Source organism: Agarilytica rhodophyticola, assembly GCF_002157225.2.
In the GTDB taxonomy this organism is placed as follows: domain Bacteria; phylum Pseudomonadota; class Gammaproteobacteria; order Pseudomonadales; family Cellvibrionaceae; genus Agarilytica; species Agarilytica rhodophyticola.
In genome coordinates this window covers 1,073,546-1,090,801 of sequence record NZ_CP020038.1, presented here as the reverse complement: position 1 = coordinate 1,090,801, position 17,256 = coordinate 1,073,546, and the positions used below count along the sequence as shown (strand labels likewise).

The window sequence follows — 17,256 nt, the reverse complement described above, 5'->3', positions numbered from 1 at the left end:
TAGCTAGCTGTAAGTAATTACGTTATAGAAACATTTAACACTGCTTTAGCTACTTCTTATTCACTCAAATGATCAAGAATACAGAACCATTTAATACTGCTTCGTTAAAAGGCCACACTTATGGAAAAGTAATACTTACGATGATATTTAAAAAAGTAATATTGTAAAAAACCTAAGATTATTCACAGGCCAACAACTACTAATCCGGAATATAGCAACACTAGATAAATAGTACATACCTATTCAGCATCTTAAAGTATATACATCTTGATATAATACTTTTACACGACATAGATACATAAAAGCGTGCTAAAAGCAAAAATTTTAGTAAGCACTTTTATTTAAAAAATATAAACTTTTATCTATCGTGCGCTTAAACATAGGTATAAAAATCGCCTATGAATAAAGTATTCAGCATTAATAGAATCGTTTTCTTGGAAACCCCTTTAAATGTTTTTAGCTGTCTGAACATCTAAGTAAGTCCTAAATTAACAAGAGTACTAAAAATAATAACTTTATAGGTTCAAGTTTGCTGTCTTAAACCACGTCGCTCAATCAAGTTAAACATCCCGCTTTATCTGTGTGATGTTTGTAATTCAACCTGCGAATTACGCAGGGAGGCATAATTATGAAAAAAAACTATTTGTCCCAATGCATTACTAGCGCTACTGCAAGTATGATATCCGCAACACTGATGGCTTCACCGGTGTTTGCTCAATCATCAGATAATAATGCGTCTTCAGTGGAAGAGGTTATTGTCACAATAAACCGTCGCGAACAATCTTTACAAAACTTTGCTGGAACAGCGCAAGCATTTAGTCAAGATGATTTAGCAAAAGCGGGAGTCGGGGCAGACTTTCAAAGTTTACAAGCGGTGGTTCCCGGTTTACAAATATCCTTTAATGAAGGCTTCCAAGAAATTTATATTCGTGGCATTGGCACTCAAGCAAATGGCCCGTCTTCAGACCAGCCAACTGCGGTTCACTATAATGGTGCCTACATCCCCAAAACTCGCGGTTTAGGTCCGGTGATGTTTGATCTGGAAAGAATTGAAGTGAATCAAGGACCGCAAGGAACTTTGCGTGGCCGTAATGCCACAGCAGGCTCAATTAATATTTTACCTAAGTTACCGGAGCTCGATAACCTTGGAGGAAAGTTTACTTTAGGTGTAGGTAATTACGACAGTCAAGAAATTGAAGCGGCTCTTAACATTCCATTAAACGATACTGTAGCAACACGATTTGCTTACTTTGCAAGAGAACACGATGACTACTATTCCAATGCAGGTTTGGGCGAAGGCCCTGATAATGTACAGGGAACTGGCTCAGAAGATGAAGAAGCTTTACGTTGGTCATTGCTTTGGGAAACAGAACTTTTTTCGGGTAATTTTGTTTATGATCATATGACGATGGGGGGCTCTGGCTTTCCAGGTCAGTTTGGTGGCCAACTCTTTAGCACAGGCCAAACTATTGATGACTTGGATGATCCATGGAATCAATTTTTTCAAACTCAAGGCCGTGTCGATAATGTTATCGACTCATTTGTGCTAACACTCAATTTTGATTTCGGCTTAGTCGGTGCCGAATTAATTGGTAGTTATCGTGAATTTGAAGGGTTAACAGTTAATCCAAGACGACCCTTCCAATATGGTTTTGCCACAGATCAAATTCAAAACGTTGATGATATTATTAATGTCGGTCGATGGGCTAACGATAATTACAATACCAACTGGATTTCTGACATCAACGAAACATCTACTGTTGAGTTACGGTTTTTCTCTAACGATGATGAGAGCGCTTTATACTGGACTGCCGGTATATTTATATCAGATGAGTCTGCAGATGAATTTAGATGGGATACTTCAGATAGAGCAACAGGCTTAACGAACTTAGGGGGACCGGATCTTACTAACGCCGATGCAGAATCATTTTCTGTTTATGCCGATGCGACTTACGAATTAACAGATACCTTTCGAGTTAAGGGTGGTGTACGTTATACCGATGAGGAAAAAACTTTTGATTGGTGGGAAGCACAAGTCAATATTGGTAACCTGGCCGATATTACTGACTTAGATGGCGACGGTAACATCAGCGAAGTCTACAATGATTTAGACTCGTCATTTTTACGTCTAAGTACACCAGGCTTTGACTTGGTTCGTGCAGGAGATCAAACGCTAAGCGATCCTCGCGCAGCAGGTTTAAATGCAAACGATTTTGTTAATTCCTTCGTAAGCCGCTTTGGAGGGCGCGATACCTGGGGAGATATTCTCGCTGCCCACGCGGCGGCTGGCACACCATTAGATGTTGCCAGCGGTGTTATATCCACAACTTTTACCTCACCTTCCGGTAGTGGGATTTTTAACGGCGTATACGAAGACGATTACATAAATTGGCGTCTTGGTTTTGAGTGGGACTCTGATCGCGCAGGTCTTGTCTATGGAACCGTTTCTACAGGGACAAGAGCCGGTGGCGTAAATACTCCAGTATTTAATGCAGCTGGAGAGCCATTGGCACAAACGTTTGATCCAGAAGAGCTCACCGCATTTGAATTAGGGTCAAAAAATACTTTTGATTTTAATAATATGTCGATGACACTTAATCTTGCCGCGTTCTATTACCAATATGACGATCAAGTATTTCAAGTTGGAGTCGCGGGTGATGGCGGATTTGATCCAAATGCAACGAATGTTGCGGCTAATCTTCAGCAAGTCAGTGTCAATGTAGGTAAGTCTGAAATTATAGGTCTAACAATTGATGGCTCATTGGATATGCCGGCAGGCTTTAACTTAGGCTGGAACATCCTATTAAACGAAGCGGAAATTAAAGAAGGCACAACGCTTGATGGACGTCAAACTACCCAGACAATAGATATTAATGGCGTACCAACGCAAGTTGGTGCACCTAATATCGATGTGTCGGGTAATCCTCTAATTAACGCTTCAGATGTAACGGCCGTTATTAATTTCGGTCAAGATATTAATGTAGGTTGGGGCAGCGTCGACTGGACACTTACCGCATCTTATCGCAGTAGTTTCCACGCGACTCCTTTTGCCAATCGTGGTTACAACAACTTAGGCGAAGAAATTCCACTTGAGCAAATGATCACTTGCTGTGGTTCTGCCAGCGCAGACGCTTTTGGCGATGGACGATTTTTCAATGATGAGGTGGATGCGACACTTATATGGAACGCAAGTGCAGGTACAAACTTTGGCGATAATGGTCAGTACAGACTTGAAGCATATGTACAAAATTTAACAGAAGAAGGATATGCTCAAAAACAAATCATTAATCATTTTGTAAACATCGCATTTATCAATACCCCACGAACTGCTGGTATTCGATTTAAAACTGAGTTTTAATATACATTCTCCTCCGGTCTAGAAACTGGAGTTTAACCGCGAGAGGTATTTGCGAAGCTTCTCGCGGTTTTTTTGCTCAGTAGACTTTCTTGTAGAGTCGTTTAAAACAAGCTCTTTAAAATGGGGATTTAAAACGCCCCATTTAAACACTCCATTAAAACGAAAGTTTAAGCCCTACCCTAAGGGACGAAGTGTCACCAAAATCATAGTCTCCATCAATGTAAGCAAAGTTCATTTGTATCAGTTCAGTAAATGGAATTTCGACGTTGATTCGCCAATAAAAATCTTCACCGTCAATTTCTCGGGAGTCTTCCTCACCGGGATTAAAAAGGCGTCCTTCGTCGAAATCGATAGTGTAAGAATTAAAACCCACAGCAGGCACAATACGAAAATGCTCTGATATATGCAAAGCGTAACCTGCTGTGAAACCAAACTCGCGTAAGTCGTAGTGATCAAAGGTTTCAAAGAAACTATCGTTTGACGAAAAAGAATGGCTAGCGCCAACAAAGAAATTACTATCAAACTTATAGCCTGCAACGAAGCCGACTGCTCCGCCTAAAACCTCCGTATCAAACCCTGGTAATACAACGTCTGGTTTGAACTTAATTTCAGTTCTTCCTACTTCAGGCATAATAAAGGCTTCGCCAGCCATAGTTTGCTGACACAATAAAGGCGCACTACTTACCATTAGCGGTAATAAAAATCTTTTTACAAACATGATTTAACTCTCTAAATTAAAAACAACCCTACGTACTTGGTAGCTATTAACAGCGCCACCGATAAAACGCGGATCAAATTGACCTGTTCTTACTTTTCGTACATTTAAGGTAGTAGAACAAATACCTTGAAGATTACTCTGATCCAGAGTTCCAGCGCCAATAACAAACATCCCCGTGTCATTATCGATGGTAGAAGTATATTCATAAAAACTTCCATTAGGGCAACTGAGATTAGCTGCGATTTCAACGGAAGACTCACTATCTGTATTGTCCCACTCGACCATAATATCATCACGACTGCGACTAAAACGACTATTAACCGATGGAGAAACAACACTGAAAGGCTCAGCGAGATCAACAAAAGAATCGGTCGCATTACGACTATCGTCTCTTAAAAAAGAAATACGAAATCGTGAAGAGGTATTGGGTAGCTCAGCGGAATATGAATCACCGAAATCACTAAGAATAACGCGATCAAATAAAAACAGAAACGATAGACGGTAGGACTCTCGCTCAGTTCTACGCTCTTCAAAGCGCACTTGAGTATCGCTTAGCGCTTTAACGCCGTCAAAAACATTGTCAGATAAATCTATCTGGCTGATATCTTCTCCAGTTGACAGCCAAAGCTGGTCTCCGTCTACTAAACGTACAAAGCTCTCTCGTTGATTGTTCTGTGTAGGGGGAACCCCCTTAGTCAATTGCGCTTCAACAAAAACCTCGTCATTACCATCCGAGACCACTTGAAACGTAGCATATATTTGCCCAGTGCTAACAGTGTCCGACAAAACGTTATTATCATCATCGTCATCACATCCTGCTAGCGTTAATGAGCATAGCAAAGTAAAACCTAAGACTCTTGTTGGAAAATTCATCGTCATACCCTGTTAAAAAGAAAAGCGAACACCGGCATTAACAACATTTAAATTGCCACCGGTCACATCATCAATATATTTCCAGTCTGCCTGTAAAGAGACGAGTTTGTTTATACCCAGTATCACCTTAACACCAGCAAAAGGACTCTGATCCGATTCTTCAGAAACTCTTCGCCCCATAAAGTCAGCACGAGTTTCTGAAAATAAAACACCAGTTCCAAGTTCTATTTTTACAGGCGCAAGCTCAATAACCCCAGCGACATTAAGATACACGCCACCAATGTCTATTTCTGTATCTTCAGCTGCATCCTCTGGCTCAATGCTTCCTAGGAACATGCCACCTAAGCGAAAAACAAAAATAGAATGCTCATATGCGATGGCATGATCAAGAGCATAGCCAGTTTCATAACCCGAGTTAGTCGGCGCAACACTGCCAATACCCACATCTGCATGAAAGTTCTGTGCCGCTGCAGCGGTCGATAAAACAAGACATGAATAAGAAAATAAAAAACAAATAACTAATAAAAAAGATGATTTTTTCAAAGAAAAACGGCGCTGACTCATTATGCTGTCTCATGGTTAATATCTATATCAAAAAAAGGGACAATCCGTATATGGCAGTCAATATATCGCAGGGCGAATTTTAAGGCATGACCCAAATGGACTATAGTGTTTAAAAGCAGATACAAACGGTTACAAAATCACCGTTACCATAGCCTTGTTCGAATTAAGAGATAGTTAGAAAAGCCACAGGCTTTAAATCGTGAGTGATAACTTATCAGTCTCTGAGACTGATACAGCAGGAAAGACACCCGTCTTTGATACAGAGTGATGCTGACGAATCATAGACTCGATGATGCCCTGCCAATGATAGTAGATAATAAGATGGCCGCCCCTTGGTATAGTACGAGCTTGATGACCGGGAATAGAAAATAATTTTTCGGCAAGGTTTTGCGGCACCGCTCGATCATCTTCCCCACGCCATATGTATGTCGGCACGGCAAGCTCTTGTAATTCAAAGCCCCAAGGCTTGGTTAAGACAATAGACTCATTAATCAAACCAAATGGATCAGACTTAACGGCCTGGCGGAAACAGCGCGTTATACTATCGAGCACATTTTTTTGGGTTGCCAGCTTGCGGTCATATTCGGACCAGTTTTGTACGTACATTTGAATATAATCAAGCGAGTTGGCAAATGCTGTTTTTAATACTGTATTAAAAAAAGTGCGGTAAATACGCGGAGTATTTTTAGCAAAGCCCATAAGTAAACGGGACATTGGTGGTTTAACAAACTTAATATCAGACAAATGTATGATCGGAGCCATGCTACTTACTAAGCTCAAAGCAATGCATTTCTCTTTTAAAAAATGGGCGATACCCGCAGCGTATGGGCCACCAGAGGAATGCCCCAGTAAATAAAACCTCTGTAAATCTAGATGTGTTAAAAGTTCATCCACATCCTTCGCCCAAGATTCGATTGAGACATGAGGATCTGCAGACGAGCCGCTAAAACCAGGGCGACATGGAACGATAAGCTTGATACCAAGACGTCCGATATTATCAAGACCCACAAGGTTCCACCAATCCCATACCACTATCTCATGTACATAAAGTACCGGCTTCCCCAGTGGATCACCTACTTCAAAGTAGCGTAACGCTCGCCCGTCTCTTAACTCTAAGGACTTATATTGCTCATCATCGATAGAAATACTTTTGTGAACACCCGTAGACAACAGGTTTTTATCGGCAACCACGGTGGGAGTAGACCAAATTAAACTTACCAGTTCAGGCTGGCGTTTGGTATTCGTCTTCGCAAAAATAGACTTCAGCTGGTTGCGAACCGTATTTTGGCTAACGCCATTATTATCAGCAATCTGGGTTAGTGAATCTCCACTGGTTAACATGAGTGCAACTTTAGCTTCTGCTGGGGTAAGCTGATACATATCGTAAAGTTGAGTTACTAAAGAATCGTCTAAAAGAAAGTTGGTTACCACAAATAGTGTACATAAGGTCGCCCCGTCCCCCTCAAGCTTATTTGCTGTTTCTACTGCAAAGATAGAAACACTGTTTTTACCTGTACCTAATTTGAGGGTTCGCTGTTGGCTTTGAGGCTTCTCTTTCCCTAAAGCGAAAGCAATAATATCCAGTAACTTTTTAGTATTTGCTTGGTTATCCGCGACCACAGTGTTGTTGTGAAGGCTTAGAAATTGCGATTCAGACACAACCTTTCTTGCAAGGCGGTTGAGGTTTTCCACTCGCGCGTCTTCGCTGACGGTTATCACTGCCATCGGTAGAGAATCAAGTAGGTTTTTGGTCGTACCAATCTCACTTTGCATCTGGTCAATGCGAAGATTCATTCGCAGCGCACGCTGAACATGAATATTGAGTTCCTCTTCAGTGGAGCTCATAGTCTTACCGTCATCGTAAAGCTCTAGATGCTTCTGCAAATCCTGCGAGCAGGTTTCAAGCAGCTTTGGCCACAGCTCAACATGCTCTGCCGTTTCGTAGATAAGACTGATCATTGATGCCGAATCAAGTTCGACTTCAACTTTCTCCATGAACTATCTCCATGCGTTCTGCAGTACCCTCTATTTATAAGACTCTTTGTGAAACTTCTTATGAGTCTTTCTACGTTAATTTCTATTTTTATTTCTAAATTAATTTCTATATGAGTTTATATGCGACCTGCGCCAACTCTTATCGTGCATTGTGCTACCGCGCTTCCCAAGTAAGCAAAGTAGTAGTTTTAAAGACGCCTCTTATTTAAACTGCTGGCCCATCATCATAAGCTGCATTTGCAATTCCTCCTGTTCCCGTTCTGGATCAGGAAAACCTAAGACTTTTCTGCATATGCGCAAAATATTTCGTGTCACTAATGTTAAACGTTTTATCTGTCCTAGAGATCGTGTCACTTCAGATTTTTGGTAGACTGTTATATCTAATTCACTCCACATGGTAAAGCGATTTCGGTAGATATCGATTTTCTGGTCGATAGGGCTAAAGGTATTAAAACTATCCATTAACAACGAATATTCAGGCGCTGACTCATCACTTACAAGACCAAGCTCTTCATACTGGCCTATTTTTTTTAGCTGCTGCTCAGCGTTTAGCAGCAGTTCATCAATGGCCTCAACATTTTGCGCCAGACACTCGATAGAATCCTCATTCACTGCGTTCACAGGTTCTCCTTATATATCAAACAAAAAGCCCGTTGAGCTAATATCCCAGGGGCTAGTTTACCCCACATTTTCGTACCTTGGGCCTGTTGCCGCTATCAATTTGGCAAATAAACGCTCTCTTTATCATCAACACTGTCTTGTTATTTCCACAATTGGCCATTCCAAGAAGAAAGTTGTCGTCTATATAATAGCTGTTAAAAAGCAAGCAAGTGTAAATGAATACACTGCTTGTTACGGTCTGGGGCATGCCAATCGTTTCAATATCTAGCATGACACCACCTTTGTTAGTGAGCACAAACAAACAAAAATAAAGAATTTTAGGCAAATCTAGGAATAATCAACTATGCAATGTCGTAACAATAGTCAAAGTTATCTATTTCATCATTTATTGCAGTGGCAAGGAATGCTAGGAAAGCGTATGTTTTTAGCATTTGCACTTTTGGCCCAATGTTTGTCGAGTATATCTTTTGCAGGTACTGACATGACTTATGAAGAAGCGAAAAAAAGCGCTATTGACGCCTTGAGAATACACCTGTCGCAAGATGAGAATAGACTGACAGACGATATCAAAGTTGTTAGCTTTACCGAAAAGCAATGGCCCGACGCTAGCATTGGATGTCCTAGACCGGGTATTAATTATCCTCAGGTCGTCGTGCCCGGCTACTACGCAAAATTGGAAAGTCAGGGACTTCATTACAATGTACATATAGGCGGCACACGGGCTTTTGTGTGCACTAAATCAAGAAAAGTCCATAACCAGCCTCAAGTTAAACCTCAAAAATTACAAATCGAAGTAATTTCTAATACAGTGAAGGAAGATCTAGCGAAAAGACTGTCAATGTCTGTCGAAAAGGTTAAAGTTATCTCGATAAAGTCAGTGACATGGCCTGATCAAGACTTAGGGTGCCCAGACTATCAGGACAGTAAAGGGGCAAAGAAGCAAAAAAATGTTCGTGGTTATGGCATGATACTAGAAGCAAAGGGGCGCAGATATAGTTACCATACTGACCGTCACGAGCGCTTTATGGCATGTCCTCCAATAGAGACAGAATAATGGAAAATAGACAAAATAATAGAAACACAATGACTAATAAAGAATAAGAAATAACACTTAAGGGGCGTGAATATAATTCACCCTCCTTTCATTTTTAAAGTATCAAAAATGTCTTGTTAATTAAATTTCCTTTGAAAACTCACATCGCCGTAGCCAAGCACTAGCGGCATTAAAAAGATCAGACTGTAAATCTACACGTATACCAATATCATCACGGATAGCAGGAAGATTTCTTGGATCTATAGTTGCCGGAATGTAGTCAGTGATAGGTAGGCGTATAATAATATGATGATGAACATTTTTATTGGCAATATTATTAATAAGCCATAGTTGTGCATCAGGCCCCCGTCCACTTTTATAAGCAGCCAGTGCACTAATTCCCATGTACACATCTTTTTCATGGTGCCAAGGCACCAGTTGTAAACTCATAATATGCTTCATAGATGACTCCAACTCACGAGTATAAAAGGGCCAGGCAACGCCACCTGTCATACCAGAATAAAGTATTATCTCATCACTATGTGAAGGAAAACGCCGGCCACTGGTAATTTCAACTGAGGTACCTGACTTGTAGTAAAATTTAACTGTGGCCGCTGGCATAACTTCATCTTTCACTATTTTCGTAAGCCGAGTATCACTAGGTGAACGCTGAGAGAGAGGAATATCTTCTTTGTGAACAACACGCAAAGCATCGATCACGTTTGGAAAGTCATTTAAGCCTAAGAGTTTATTACCCGTTAATGGACAATTAAATTGTTGTTTTGGTGCAGTATAATGACTCTCATCAATTTTACCCAAAACAGGCAGGCTAGTATCAAATAATACACAGCTGCTTAGAAAAAAGTAAAAGAAAATTATGATGAAGTGATAAAGAAAACTAAACTTAGCTATCTTGTGTAATAACTTCATATACCTAAAACCCACGTTTAAGTATCTTTCGAATTCTTGCTTTTACTGAAGCTGCTTCATCTTTCATCGCCATATCGAAATATTTTTTTGTTTCTTCAGTATATTCAGGAAAGCGAGCTGCTAATTCATAGAAGCCATTGTATGTCCATGCTCTAACAAATTTATTGCTGTTTGTTAAACTACTTTTTAAGAAAGCATATATAGTCAAACATTCACTTTTATTAAAATCAAGATAGGGTAAAGATTGTAAGATATGAAGCTTTGTTTCCCAGTTCTGTAATTCAAGCAACTTACCACATAAATTTTTCACGTCCTTCTCCGCTAGATTATTACCTGACTCTAGCCATTTTTTTAATAGCCAAGAAGCCCCCTTGTCGGTATCTTCCGAAGAAATCAAGTCTATTAAATCTTTTTCAAATAAAGACTTTTTAGAATATTTTTTAAAAATATACGTTATACTATCAGCAGACTTCCCATCCCACATTAGTATTTCTTTGCTAAGATTCATATTATCAAGATCCAGTTAGCACTAGTATTCTCGGCAATGTACTGCATATCGGTATTCTAAATTAGCATTAAAACTAGGACGCTCACTTTTATAATTAAAATTAAACTCTATCGTTGGTTCCCAGCCACTTTCTTGTAAGGTTTCACCACAGTTAATGGAGACCTCATACCAGCCGTTCTCTAATTCAAAAAATGGCCTACTCGATTCGATGTCCTCTAAATTTTTACTCCAGGCCTGTAACAAAGGCATAGTAAGTAAATACACTTTTCCTCTAGATACATTTAATATATAACCATTTTTTTGATGTTGTATATCACCTTTGTAAGCAGAAAAAAATAGATGGAGCAGACATATTAAAACAAACTATATAAGGGTAGTTTTCAATGCCACATATAGGCAAAATAATGCCTTCATTCACCGCCTTATCGCCACTCTGATTGGACGTAAATTCACACATAAGGTTATCGCTGAGCTCATTAGTTTCTGCGAACTCAGATAAATGATATATATCTGCCAAAATAAAATAATCCATTAAATCGTTGAGGCACTCGTTATATATCTTCATATTTTTCACTAAGCACCGTTAATATCGGAATACCGAGTATAGTATTGCAAGCCCAACTCACTGATACTTTCAGGATATTGCCAAAAACACTCATCCAACTCATCTAGGCGTTTAAAATCTTGTTCTGATATAAATTTACCTATATCAGAATAACTATTAATACTATTTTTATTTATTTCATATGTGCTATCAACGATGGCAAACTCGGCCTCTATAATAGCGCGCATCTTTTCGGCCTTTATTTTTTGTAAGCCTCGCACAGCAATTTCATAACACTCCAATCCCCAGTTACAAAAGAACTGCATAAACCCACCATTATTCATATCCGTTTCTAGTTTCCAAAGAGCGGCTAATTCCGCCTCATTAGAGGTTAAGCTCGCCCAAACATTTTCATTGGCATGAAGTTTCTCTACATATTTTTCGGTAAGGTTTAGCCAACTATCATCAATATCTTCCATAGTGAATCTCTTGTTACTCATTGACTCCAATACTCACATTACAAAGTATAAATAGTAACATATGGTAAGCTAGCAATAATATTGACTGAATTGGATAAGATAACTATATGAATGTCTTAAAGTCTGAACGTATGCTTAAAGTAGTATTACTTACATTTTCTTTGGCTTTCAATACCTTATACTGTATCGGCAGTTTCGCCAGTGATGAATATGTACCGTTACAAGGAGACATAATCTTTCAATCATTACCAAATGGGGACATTGCAAATGCAATAGAAGGTGCTACGCGATCGCCTTACTCCCATGTTGGCATAGTCATTAGTACTTCAACAGGATGGAAAGTAAGAGAAGCTATCGAGAGTGTGCACGATACTGATTTATCAGTATTTATCGAGCGAGGAAGAAATAATAGTATCGATGTCTTTAGACTGAAGTCAAAGTATCAAAAATATATTCCGAAGTTTATCCGAGCAACGCAAAAATATTTAAATCATCCATATGATATTAGGTATAGGATGGATGATGAAAGTATTTACTGTTCAGAACTTATTTATAAAGCGTTTAATGACGCGACTGGCTTGAGAATGGGGAAGTTAGTTAAACTAGGTGAGTTACATTGGGGCAAATATGAAAAGTTAATCAAATCTATTGAAGGTGGAACAGTGCCGATTAATAGAAAAATGATTACGCCTGTGGATTTATCTAAAGCACTTCAGCTTGAGCTTATCTATTCTTCTTTCTAAGGTTCATATCAAACATGGAAGTAGATAAAACTGCCCTTCTTACTTTGCAAAGCACTTCATAAAAAAGCCCGCATAATGCGGGCTTTTATCATTTCAGTATATTGATACTAAATTACTGGGTGTTAATCATCACTTCAGTGGAACCGTTAAGTGGTGTTGCACCGTCGCTGTAAGTCATAATACCTAAGTAGCGGCTACCTGGAGTTAAGTCAGACCAGGAGATATTAACATTATTAAATGTTCCACTAGTTGCACTGTTGGTAGTGGTAACTGTAGCTGCGCCACTGTCGCCACCTGTAAGATTGAAGTTATGCACAGCATAAGTCGTTGGGCCTTCAGCACTTGCGAAGTCATCGACAACGACTATATAAACGCCAGGTGCAGGATTAGCAATTTCTACAGATTCCTGTGAAGTGCCGCCAGCACTACTGCCTTGCAGAGGGAATCCGGCAGTATCTGGGCCAAATACACGAATATCCATATCATCTGATGTTGAGCCATCGCCAACTTCAGAGTCAAACATGGAGAATCTAGCAAGAGTTACACCTTCTGGAATGACAAACACATCAGACTGATTCCTACCTCCATCTTCAATTTCATTCGCGCTAACAACACTTTCAACCATACCGTTCATAGCAACATTAAAGCTGCCGTCATAACCAATTAACGCGTCAAAAGAAGCTGAGCCATCAGTACCAGTCTCATCTAAGCTTGATGGTGTGCTTAGCAGTAGAGGGCGAACAGCTGCTGGGCTGCGAACCACTCCGTCATCCCAAGACCATTGGATAGAACCAAATGCCCATTCGTTCATGACAGCATCTTCAGTCACCTGGAAAAGTACTTGGAATTCTGCACTTTCACCTTCTCTTAGCGTGATAGTGTCAGGCCAGATTAGCATCTCAATACCTTGAGGTGCATCGAAACTTGCAGTGAAAGTATTAGTTCCTTTAGCAACACTGGTTACGGTACGTCGAACGATTTGATAGCCAAGAAGATCTGCTACTGCAATCGATGGTAGGTTAAGGTTACTGGCATCTTTAGAATAACCGGCAAACTCTAGCGCGGCACAAACTTCAATGCTAGTTAACATTACATTGTTTTCGCAAGTAAAGGCTAAGTAGTCAGGTAAACCTGCATCGTATACTAAGCCAGGCTCAAACATTTTGTTAGGTACAACCGCACCAGCACCGATATCAAAAGGATCTGCAGCTCTATCTTGGAAAGTTTTTCTCAAGTTTTGGCGAGCGGTGGTCATGATTGCAGAGCGAGCCATAGCTGGAGACCAATCAGGATGGGCTTGTTTAAGTAATGCGAACAAACCGGCAACATGAGGGCTCGCCATTGAAGTACCACTTAATACAGCAAAATTTCCACTTCTAGCATGAGCATTTGGCTGGGCACTGCCTGCTGCTAAGATTTCTACACCAGGGGCAGCAATATCTGGTTTGATAATATCTGGCGCACCACCGTTTGGACCACGAGATGAGAAACCAGCGATACGGTCAACTTGTGGAATTGAAATCTCTGGAGACAATAGACCAGTCACAGCATCACCAGCAGCGTGAGCTGCAGCAATAGCATCACCATCATTGAAGCCGATCATTACACCAGGAATAGTTTCAGAACCATCGAATCCACCCATGGAAATTGGGTCGATACGTGTAGGCGAAGTACCATCGTTATAAACTACAATGGCAGAAGCACCCGCCGCCGCAGCGTTATTATACTTGTCCAAGAAACCGCATCCGCCACGAATGACAAGCGCAATTTTACCGTCAACCGCCGCAGTATTAGTGATCGCAGCGCAACCATCTGCTGGTAGCACGGGCACTACGTCTGAAGAAATAGCGCCAGTGTCTTCGATTGAAACAGCGCCACCACCTTCAAGTGCAGCGAAAGTATCAGCGACCGAAGTTGGAGCAGAAACCTCAAGACCAGTACCGAATACTTGATCATCTTGAGCCGCGCCAACAGCAGTAATCCAAGGCACACCAGAAGGCGTTCCGGTAGTACCAGCACCTGGACCACTGTTACCTTGTGACGTTGCTACCCAAACACCAGCGTCAGCTGCGCGTAGGAAAGCAAGATCATCTGGGCCACCAAAAGAAGTAGAGCTACCGCCAATTGAGAAGTTAATAACGTCAACACCATCGGCAACGGCTTGGTCAATAGCTGCCATTGAGTCAGCACTTGCGCAACCTGCATCTGGATCATCATCTTGATCTGGACCATCCACGTCACTCTGCCAACACACTTTATACACAGCAACCCGTGCGCGTGGCGCCATGCCCGTGATATCGCCTCGGAATTCGCCGTTGATATCAGCGGCAACACCATAGTTACCCGCAGCAGTAGAAGCTGTATGACTACCATGGCCATCACTGTCACGTGCTGATAAGAATTCAGTGGTGGCAAGATTGTCTTCTCCCCAACCCTGTACGAAGTAGTCCGCTTTAATCAACTTATTATTACAAGTGAAATCACCGTCGTTTTCATTAAATTCGTTGTTACCGAATTCACAACCACTGCCGGTAAAAGATGCTGGTACTGGACCGTAAGGAATTAAATCGCCAGTCGCACCATTTGCAGGAGTAGGCACATCAGCAAATGCGAGGTTTTCTGGATTAACACCAGTATCTAGAACACCGATGACAACATCTTCACCTGTGTATCCACGCAACCAAGCACCACCTTCATCAGTCAAACCGATAAATTTGTGAGAGCTATTTGATTGGGTCTTTAAAATTTCGTTTTTGTAAACGGCAACAACTTCAGAATTTGCGCGCAGCTGCTCTACTTGATCGTGAGTAAGGTTGGCAGCAAAGCCATTAGCAGCAAAGCGGTAGGTGTATACTTTATCTTTGGTATTAGAACCTACTGAAGTCAGAATTCTCTCGTGTAAGTTTTCCAAGTATTGAGAGTAGCGCTCAACGTTTTCACTCTCAGGGTCTATTTTCTTACCAGTAGCAGGCTTAGTGGCCTTCATACCACTAATACCACCGTTGTACTCCATCAAAGATTGACTGCGCAACATAACGATGTGCAAATCTTGAGTTTTACTCGGTGCAACAACACTGGAATTTAAGTCTGACAACTTAAGTGTAGATTCTGCCGCCAGTGCGGAAACAGCCGTCGCAAGAGCGGCCATTCCTAATATTGGCGTAATAAATCTTTTCATGGGTTCAGTCCTATAATTAAATAGTTAGTTATCTCAGTAGCCAAGAGCTAAACAGAAAATTACGTGATTTTTTACAATTGCAGTAAGTCACATAAACTCGCGTCGCCTTTTCTTAGCCGTCCTTTCTTCCTTCATTTTTTTTATTTTAATGTGATTACTTATATATGATGAGGCAAGCCAAACAGTAACGAACTTTAAGTAGTCTGCGACAAATTTACGCTCACCCAGATACATAACGAGGAGTTTTTTTTAACCTCAAAAAAAATTTAATTTACTTGGCCGAAACTTTTAAAAAAAAGACGACTTAGCAGACTTAAAATGACATTAAGAATGATATTTTTAATCATATTTCTTCATTAAAAAAATTTTTTCCGCTTTTTTATTAGCACACTCCATTAAGCGCAAAATTTTATTCTTTATATGCATTGCTACTAGTAAAAGCATTTATATTAAAGACTTTTTTTGAATTTCATTATGATTTTTAGGAAGCTAATCTAGGCGAATATTGATTGGAAAAGTAGGGAATATAAAATATTATTTTTAGCAAATCGGGGAATGATTCTAAAGTTGTAAAAACACCTCACGAAACGTCAAAAATCCGCATCAAACAATGACAAAAAGAACACAAAAATGACATTAAAAACTTTAAACAAAATTTTATTAAGGGATAAAATTTACGTTTTTTTCGATATGACGAGAGCGAGAGACACCCTCCGAATATAAGTAAGTGATGAAAAAGGAGATCGTTAATAAGACACACATTTCATCTAAATAGAGGTTTATAGTTGATAACTAAATACAACCAAGAACAGAGTTTATGGAAAAAAAAACAATCATTTTTTTTCTTTTATTTCTTCACTAAGGCATTAAAAGAATAAATCGACGCAAGACATCGCCACATATACGTACATTTTTTTACATTTGTCAGCAAAGATTTATTTTAGATAAAGATATATACATCATTTAGTCGTCACTTGCACTGTATTAATCTTTTGTAGATATAACGACTAAATTTCAAGCGGAAATAGTAGGAAAGAAATACTCAAGCTGTTTTATCAAGCCACTCAAAAATTGGCGCCCACTGTTCAAGGTCACGACTGACTTTACTGGGTGGTAGGTCAAAAATACTTAAACCCTCATCCATTGCACGAATATAATTTTGAGTGTCACGAAGCTCAGTTACTATCGGCAATTTGAGGCGCAGTAAAAAAGCATTTAGAATTTTGAAGTAACGCGTATTAGAACGTGTACGATTTGCGATCAGGCCCACTCTTATTCCCGACTCTAAAATCCCTGAACGATAAATCTTCATAAGGAAACGTAAACAGGCTTTAATATCATTGGGCGAGGGCAACACTGGCACTAGCACATAGTCGTGGCTGTGCAAGATGTTTTGCACGTTATCCAAACTCCAGGCGGCTGGCATATCGTGCACAACCCAATCAACACCATCACTGTCGATTAGTTCATCAACACTGGCAGCAACAGACTCAATTTTCGCAATGAAATCGGGCCGACTGGCAAGCCAATCGCTACTGCATTTCAGTGCATCATGGTCTGCAAGTAAGACACGTTGGCCATGCGTTGCAAAATATGCCGCCAGCTGTGTCGATATGGTTGTTTTTCCGCACCCACCCTTAGGGTTGGCAATAAATATTTGGCCCATAAAGAATCAACAATCGACTTAGGTCGCTATATGCACCGACCAGATC

15 protein-coding genes are annotated in these 17,256 nt (G+C 40.2%); 3 read left to right on the top strand and 12 right to left on the bottom strand.

Translation table 11 applies throughout. The features are described from left to right. Positions 1-628: 628 nt before the first annotated feature. Positions 629-3,358: a TonB-dependent receptor gene (locus BVC89_RS04660; protein ID WP_086930079.1), complete on the top strand. Its 2,730-nt coding sequence runs from the start codon at positions 629-631 to the stop codon at positions 3,356-3,358. Between the two features lie 154 nt (positions 3,359-3,512). Here the strand turns inward: BVC89_RS04660 and BVC89_RS04655 are convergent, their stop codons facing one another. The 5 genes from BVC89_RS04655 to BVC89_RS04635 all read right to left on the bottom strand — a co-directional run bounded on the left by BVC89_RS04655 (position 3,513) and on the right by BVC89_RS04635 (position 8,129). Next, the gene (locus BVC89_RS04655) at positions 3,513-4,076 is read right to left on the bottom strand and encodes an outer membrane beta-barrel protein (RefSeq protein WP_086930078.1); all 564 of its coding nucleotides are present in this window, start codon (positions 4,074-4,076) and stop codon (positions 3,513-3,515) included. A gap of 3 nt (positions 4,077-4,079) precedes the next feature. Further along, the gene (locus BVC89_RS04650) at positions 4,080-4,949 is read right to left on the bottom strand and encodes a hypothetical protein (protein WP_086930077.1); all 870 of its coding nucleotides are present in this window, start codon (positions 4,947-4,949) and stop codon (positions 4,080-4,082) included. 12 nt (positions 4,950-4,961) lie between these two features. After that, the gene (locus BVC89_RS04645) at positions 4,962-5,513 is read right to left on the bottom strand and encodes a hypothetical protein (protein ID WP_086930076.1); all 552 of its coding nucleotides are present in this window, start codon (positions 5,511-5,513) and stop codon (positions 4,962-4,964) included. A 192-nt stretch (positions 5,514-5,705) separates the two neighbouring features. Further along, on the bottom strand, positions 5,706-7,508 hold the full coding sequence (locus BVC89_RS04640; protein ID WP_086930075.1) for a bifunctional helix-turn-helix transcriptional regulator/alpha/beta hydrolase: 1,803 nt from the start codon (positions 7,506-7,508) through the stop codon (positions 5,706-5,708). Between the two features lie 201 nt (positions 7,509-7,709). Continuing rightward, positions 7,710-8,129, bottom strand: coding sequence for a hypothetical protein (locus BVC89_RS04635; RefSeq protein ID WP_086930074.1), 420 nt, complete (start codon positions 8,127-8,129; stop codon positions 7,710-7,712). Positions 8,130-8,472: 343 nt separating this feature from the next. Between BVC89_RS04635 and BVC89_RS04625 the strand changes: the two genes are divergently transcribed. Then, positions 8,473-9,183, top strand: a complete 711-nt coding sequence (locus tag BVC89_RS04625) for a hypothetical protein (RefSeq protein ID WP_086930072.1) — start codon at positions 8,473-8,475, stop codon at positions 9,181-9,183. Positions 9,184-9,303: 120 nt separating this feature from the next. Here BVC89_RS04625 and BVC89_RS04620 read toward each other — a convergent pair whose 3' ends face one another. The 5 genes from BVC89_RS04620 to BVC89_RS04600 are packed head-to-tail and all read right to left on the bottom strand — an operon-like array spanning position 9,304 to position 11,644. After that, the gene (locus BVC89_RS04620; protein ID WP_086930071.1) at positions 9,304-10,092 is read right to left on the bottom strand and encodes a hypothetical protein; all 789 of its coding nucleotides are present in this window, start codon (positions 10,090-10,092) and stop codon (positions 9,304-9,306) included. 4 nt (positions 10,093-10,096) lie between these two features. Next, a complete protein-coding gene (locus tag BVC89_RS04615; RefSeq protein ID WP_086930070.1) occupies positions 10,097-10,600 on the bottom strand; it encodes a hypothetical protein in 504 nt (167 codons plus the stop codon). A gap of 21 nt (positions 10,601-10,621) precedes the next feature. Continuing rightward, entirely contained in the window at positions 10,622-10,864 is a 243-nt protein-coding gene (locus BVC89_RS04610) for a hypothetical protein (protein WP_158657781.1), read from the bottom strand. A gap of 49 nt (positions 10,865-10,913) precedes the next feature. After that, positions 10,914-11,165 (bottom strand): hypothetical protein, encoded by a 252-nt coding sequence (locus tag BVC89_RS04605; RefSeq protein ID WP_086930068.1) that lies wholly within the window; start codon positions 11,163-11,165, stop codon positions 10,914-10,916. Between the two features lie 8 nt (positions 11,166-11,173). Then, the gene (locus BVC89_RS04600) at positions 11,174-11,644 is read right to left on the bottom strand and encodes a DMP19 family protein (RefSeq protein ID WP_086930067.1); all 471 of its coding nucleotides are present in this window, start codon (positions 11,642-11,644) and stop codon (positions 11,174-11,176) included. Between the two features lie 86 nt (positions 11,645-11,730). Here BVC89_RS04600 and BVC89_RS04595 point away from each other — a divergent pair, with 86 nt between their 5' ends. Further along, positions 11,731-12,366: a YiiX/YebB-like N1pC/P60 family cysteine hydrolase gene (locus tag BVC89_RS04595; protein WP_086930066.1), complete on the top strand. Its 636-nt coding sequence runs from the start codon at positions 11,731-11,733 to the stop codon at positions 12,364-12,366. A gap of 112 nt (positions 12,367-12,478) precedes the next feature. Here BVC89_RS04595 and BVC89_RS04590 read toward each other — a convergent pair whose 3' ends face one another. Then, positions 12,479-15,544 (bottom strand): S8 family serine peptidase, encoded by a 3,066-nt coding sequence (locus BVC89_RS04590; RefSeq protein WP_245929341.1) that lies wholly within the window; start codon positions 15,542-15,544, stop codon positions 12,479-12,481. A gap of 1,042 nt (positions 15,545-16,586) precedes the next feature. Then, positions 16,587-17,210, bottom strand: coding sequence for a ParA family protein (locus tag BVC89_RS04585; protein WP_086930065.1), 624 nt, complete (start codon positions 17,208-17,210; stop codon positions 16,587-16,589). Between the last annotated feature and the right edge of the window lie 46 nt (positions 17,211-17,256).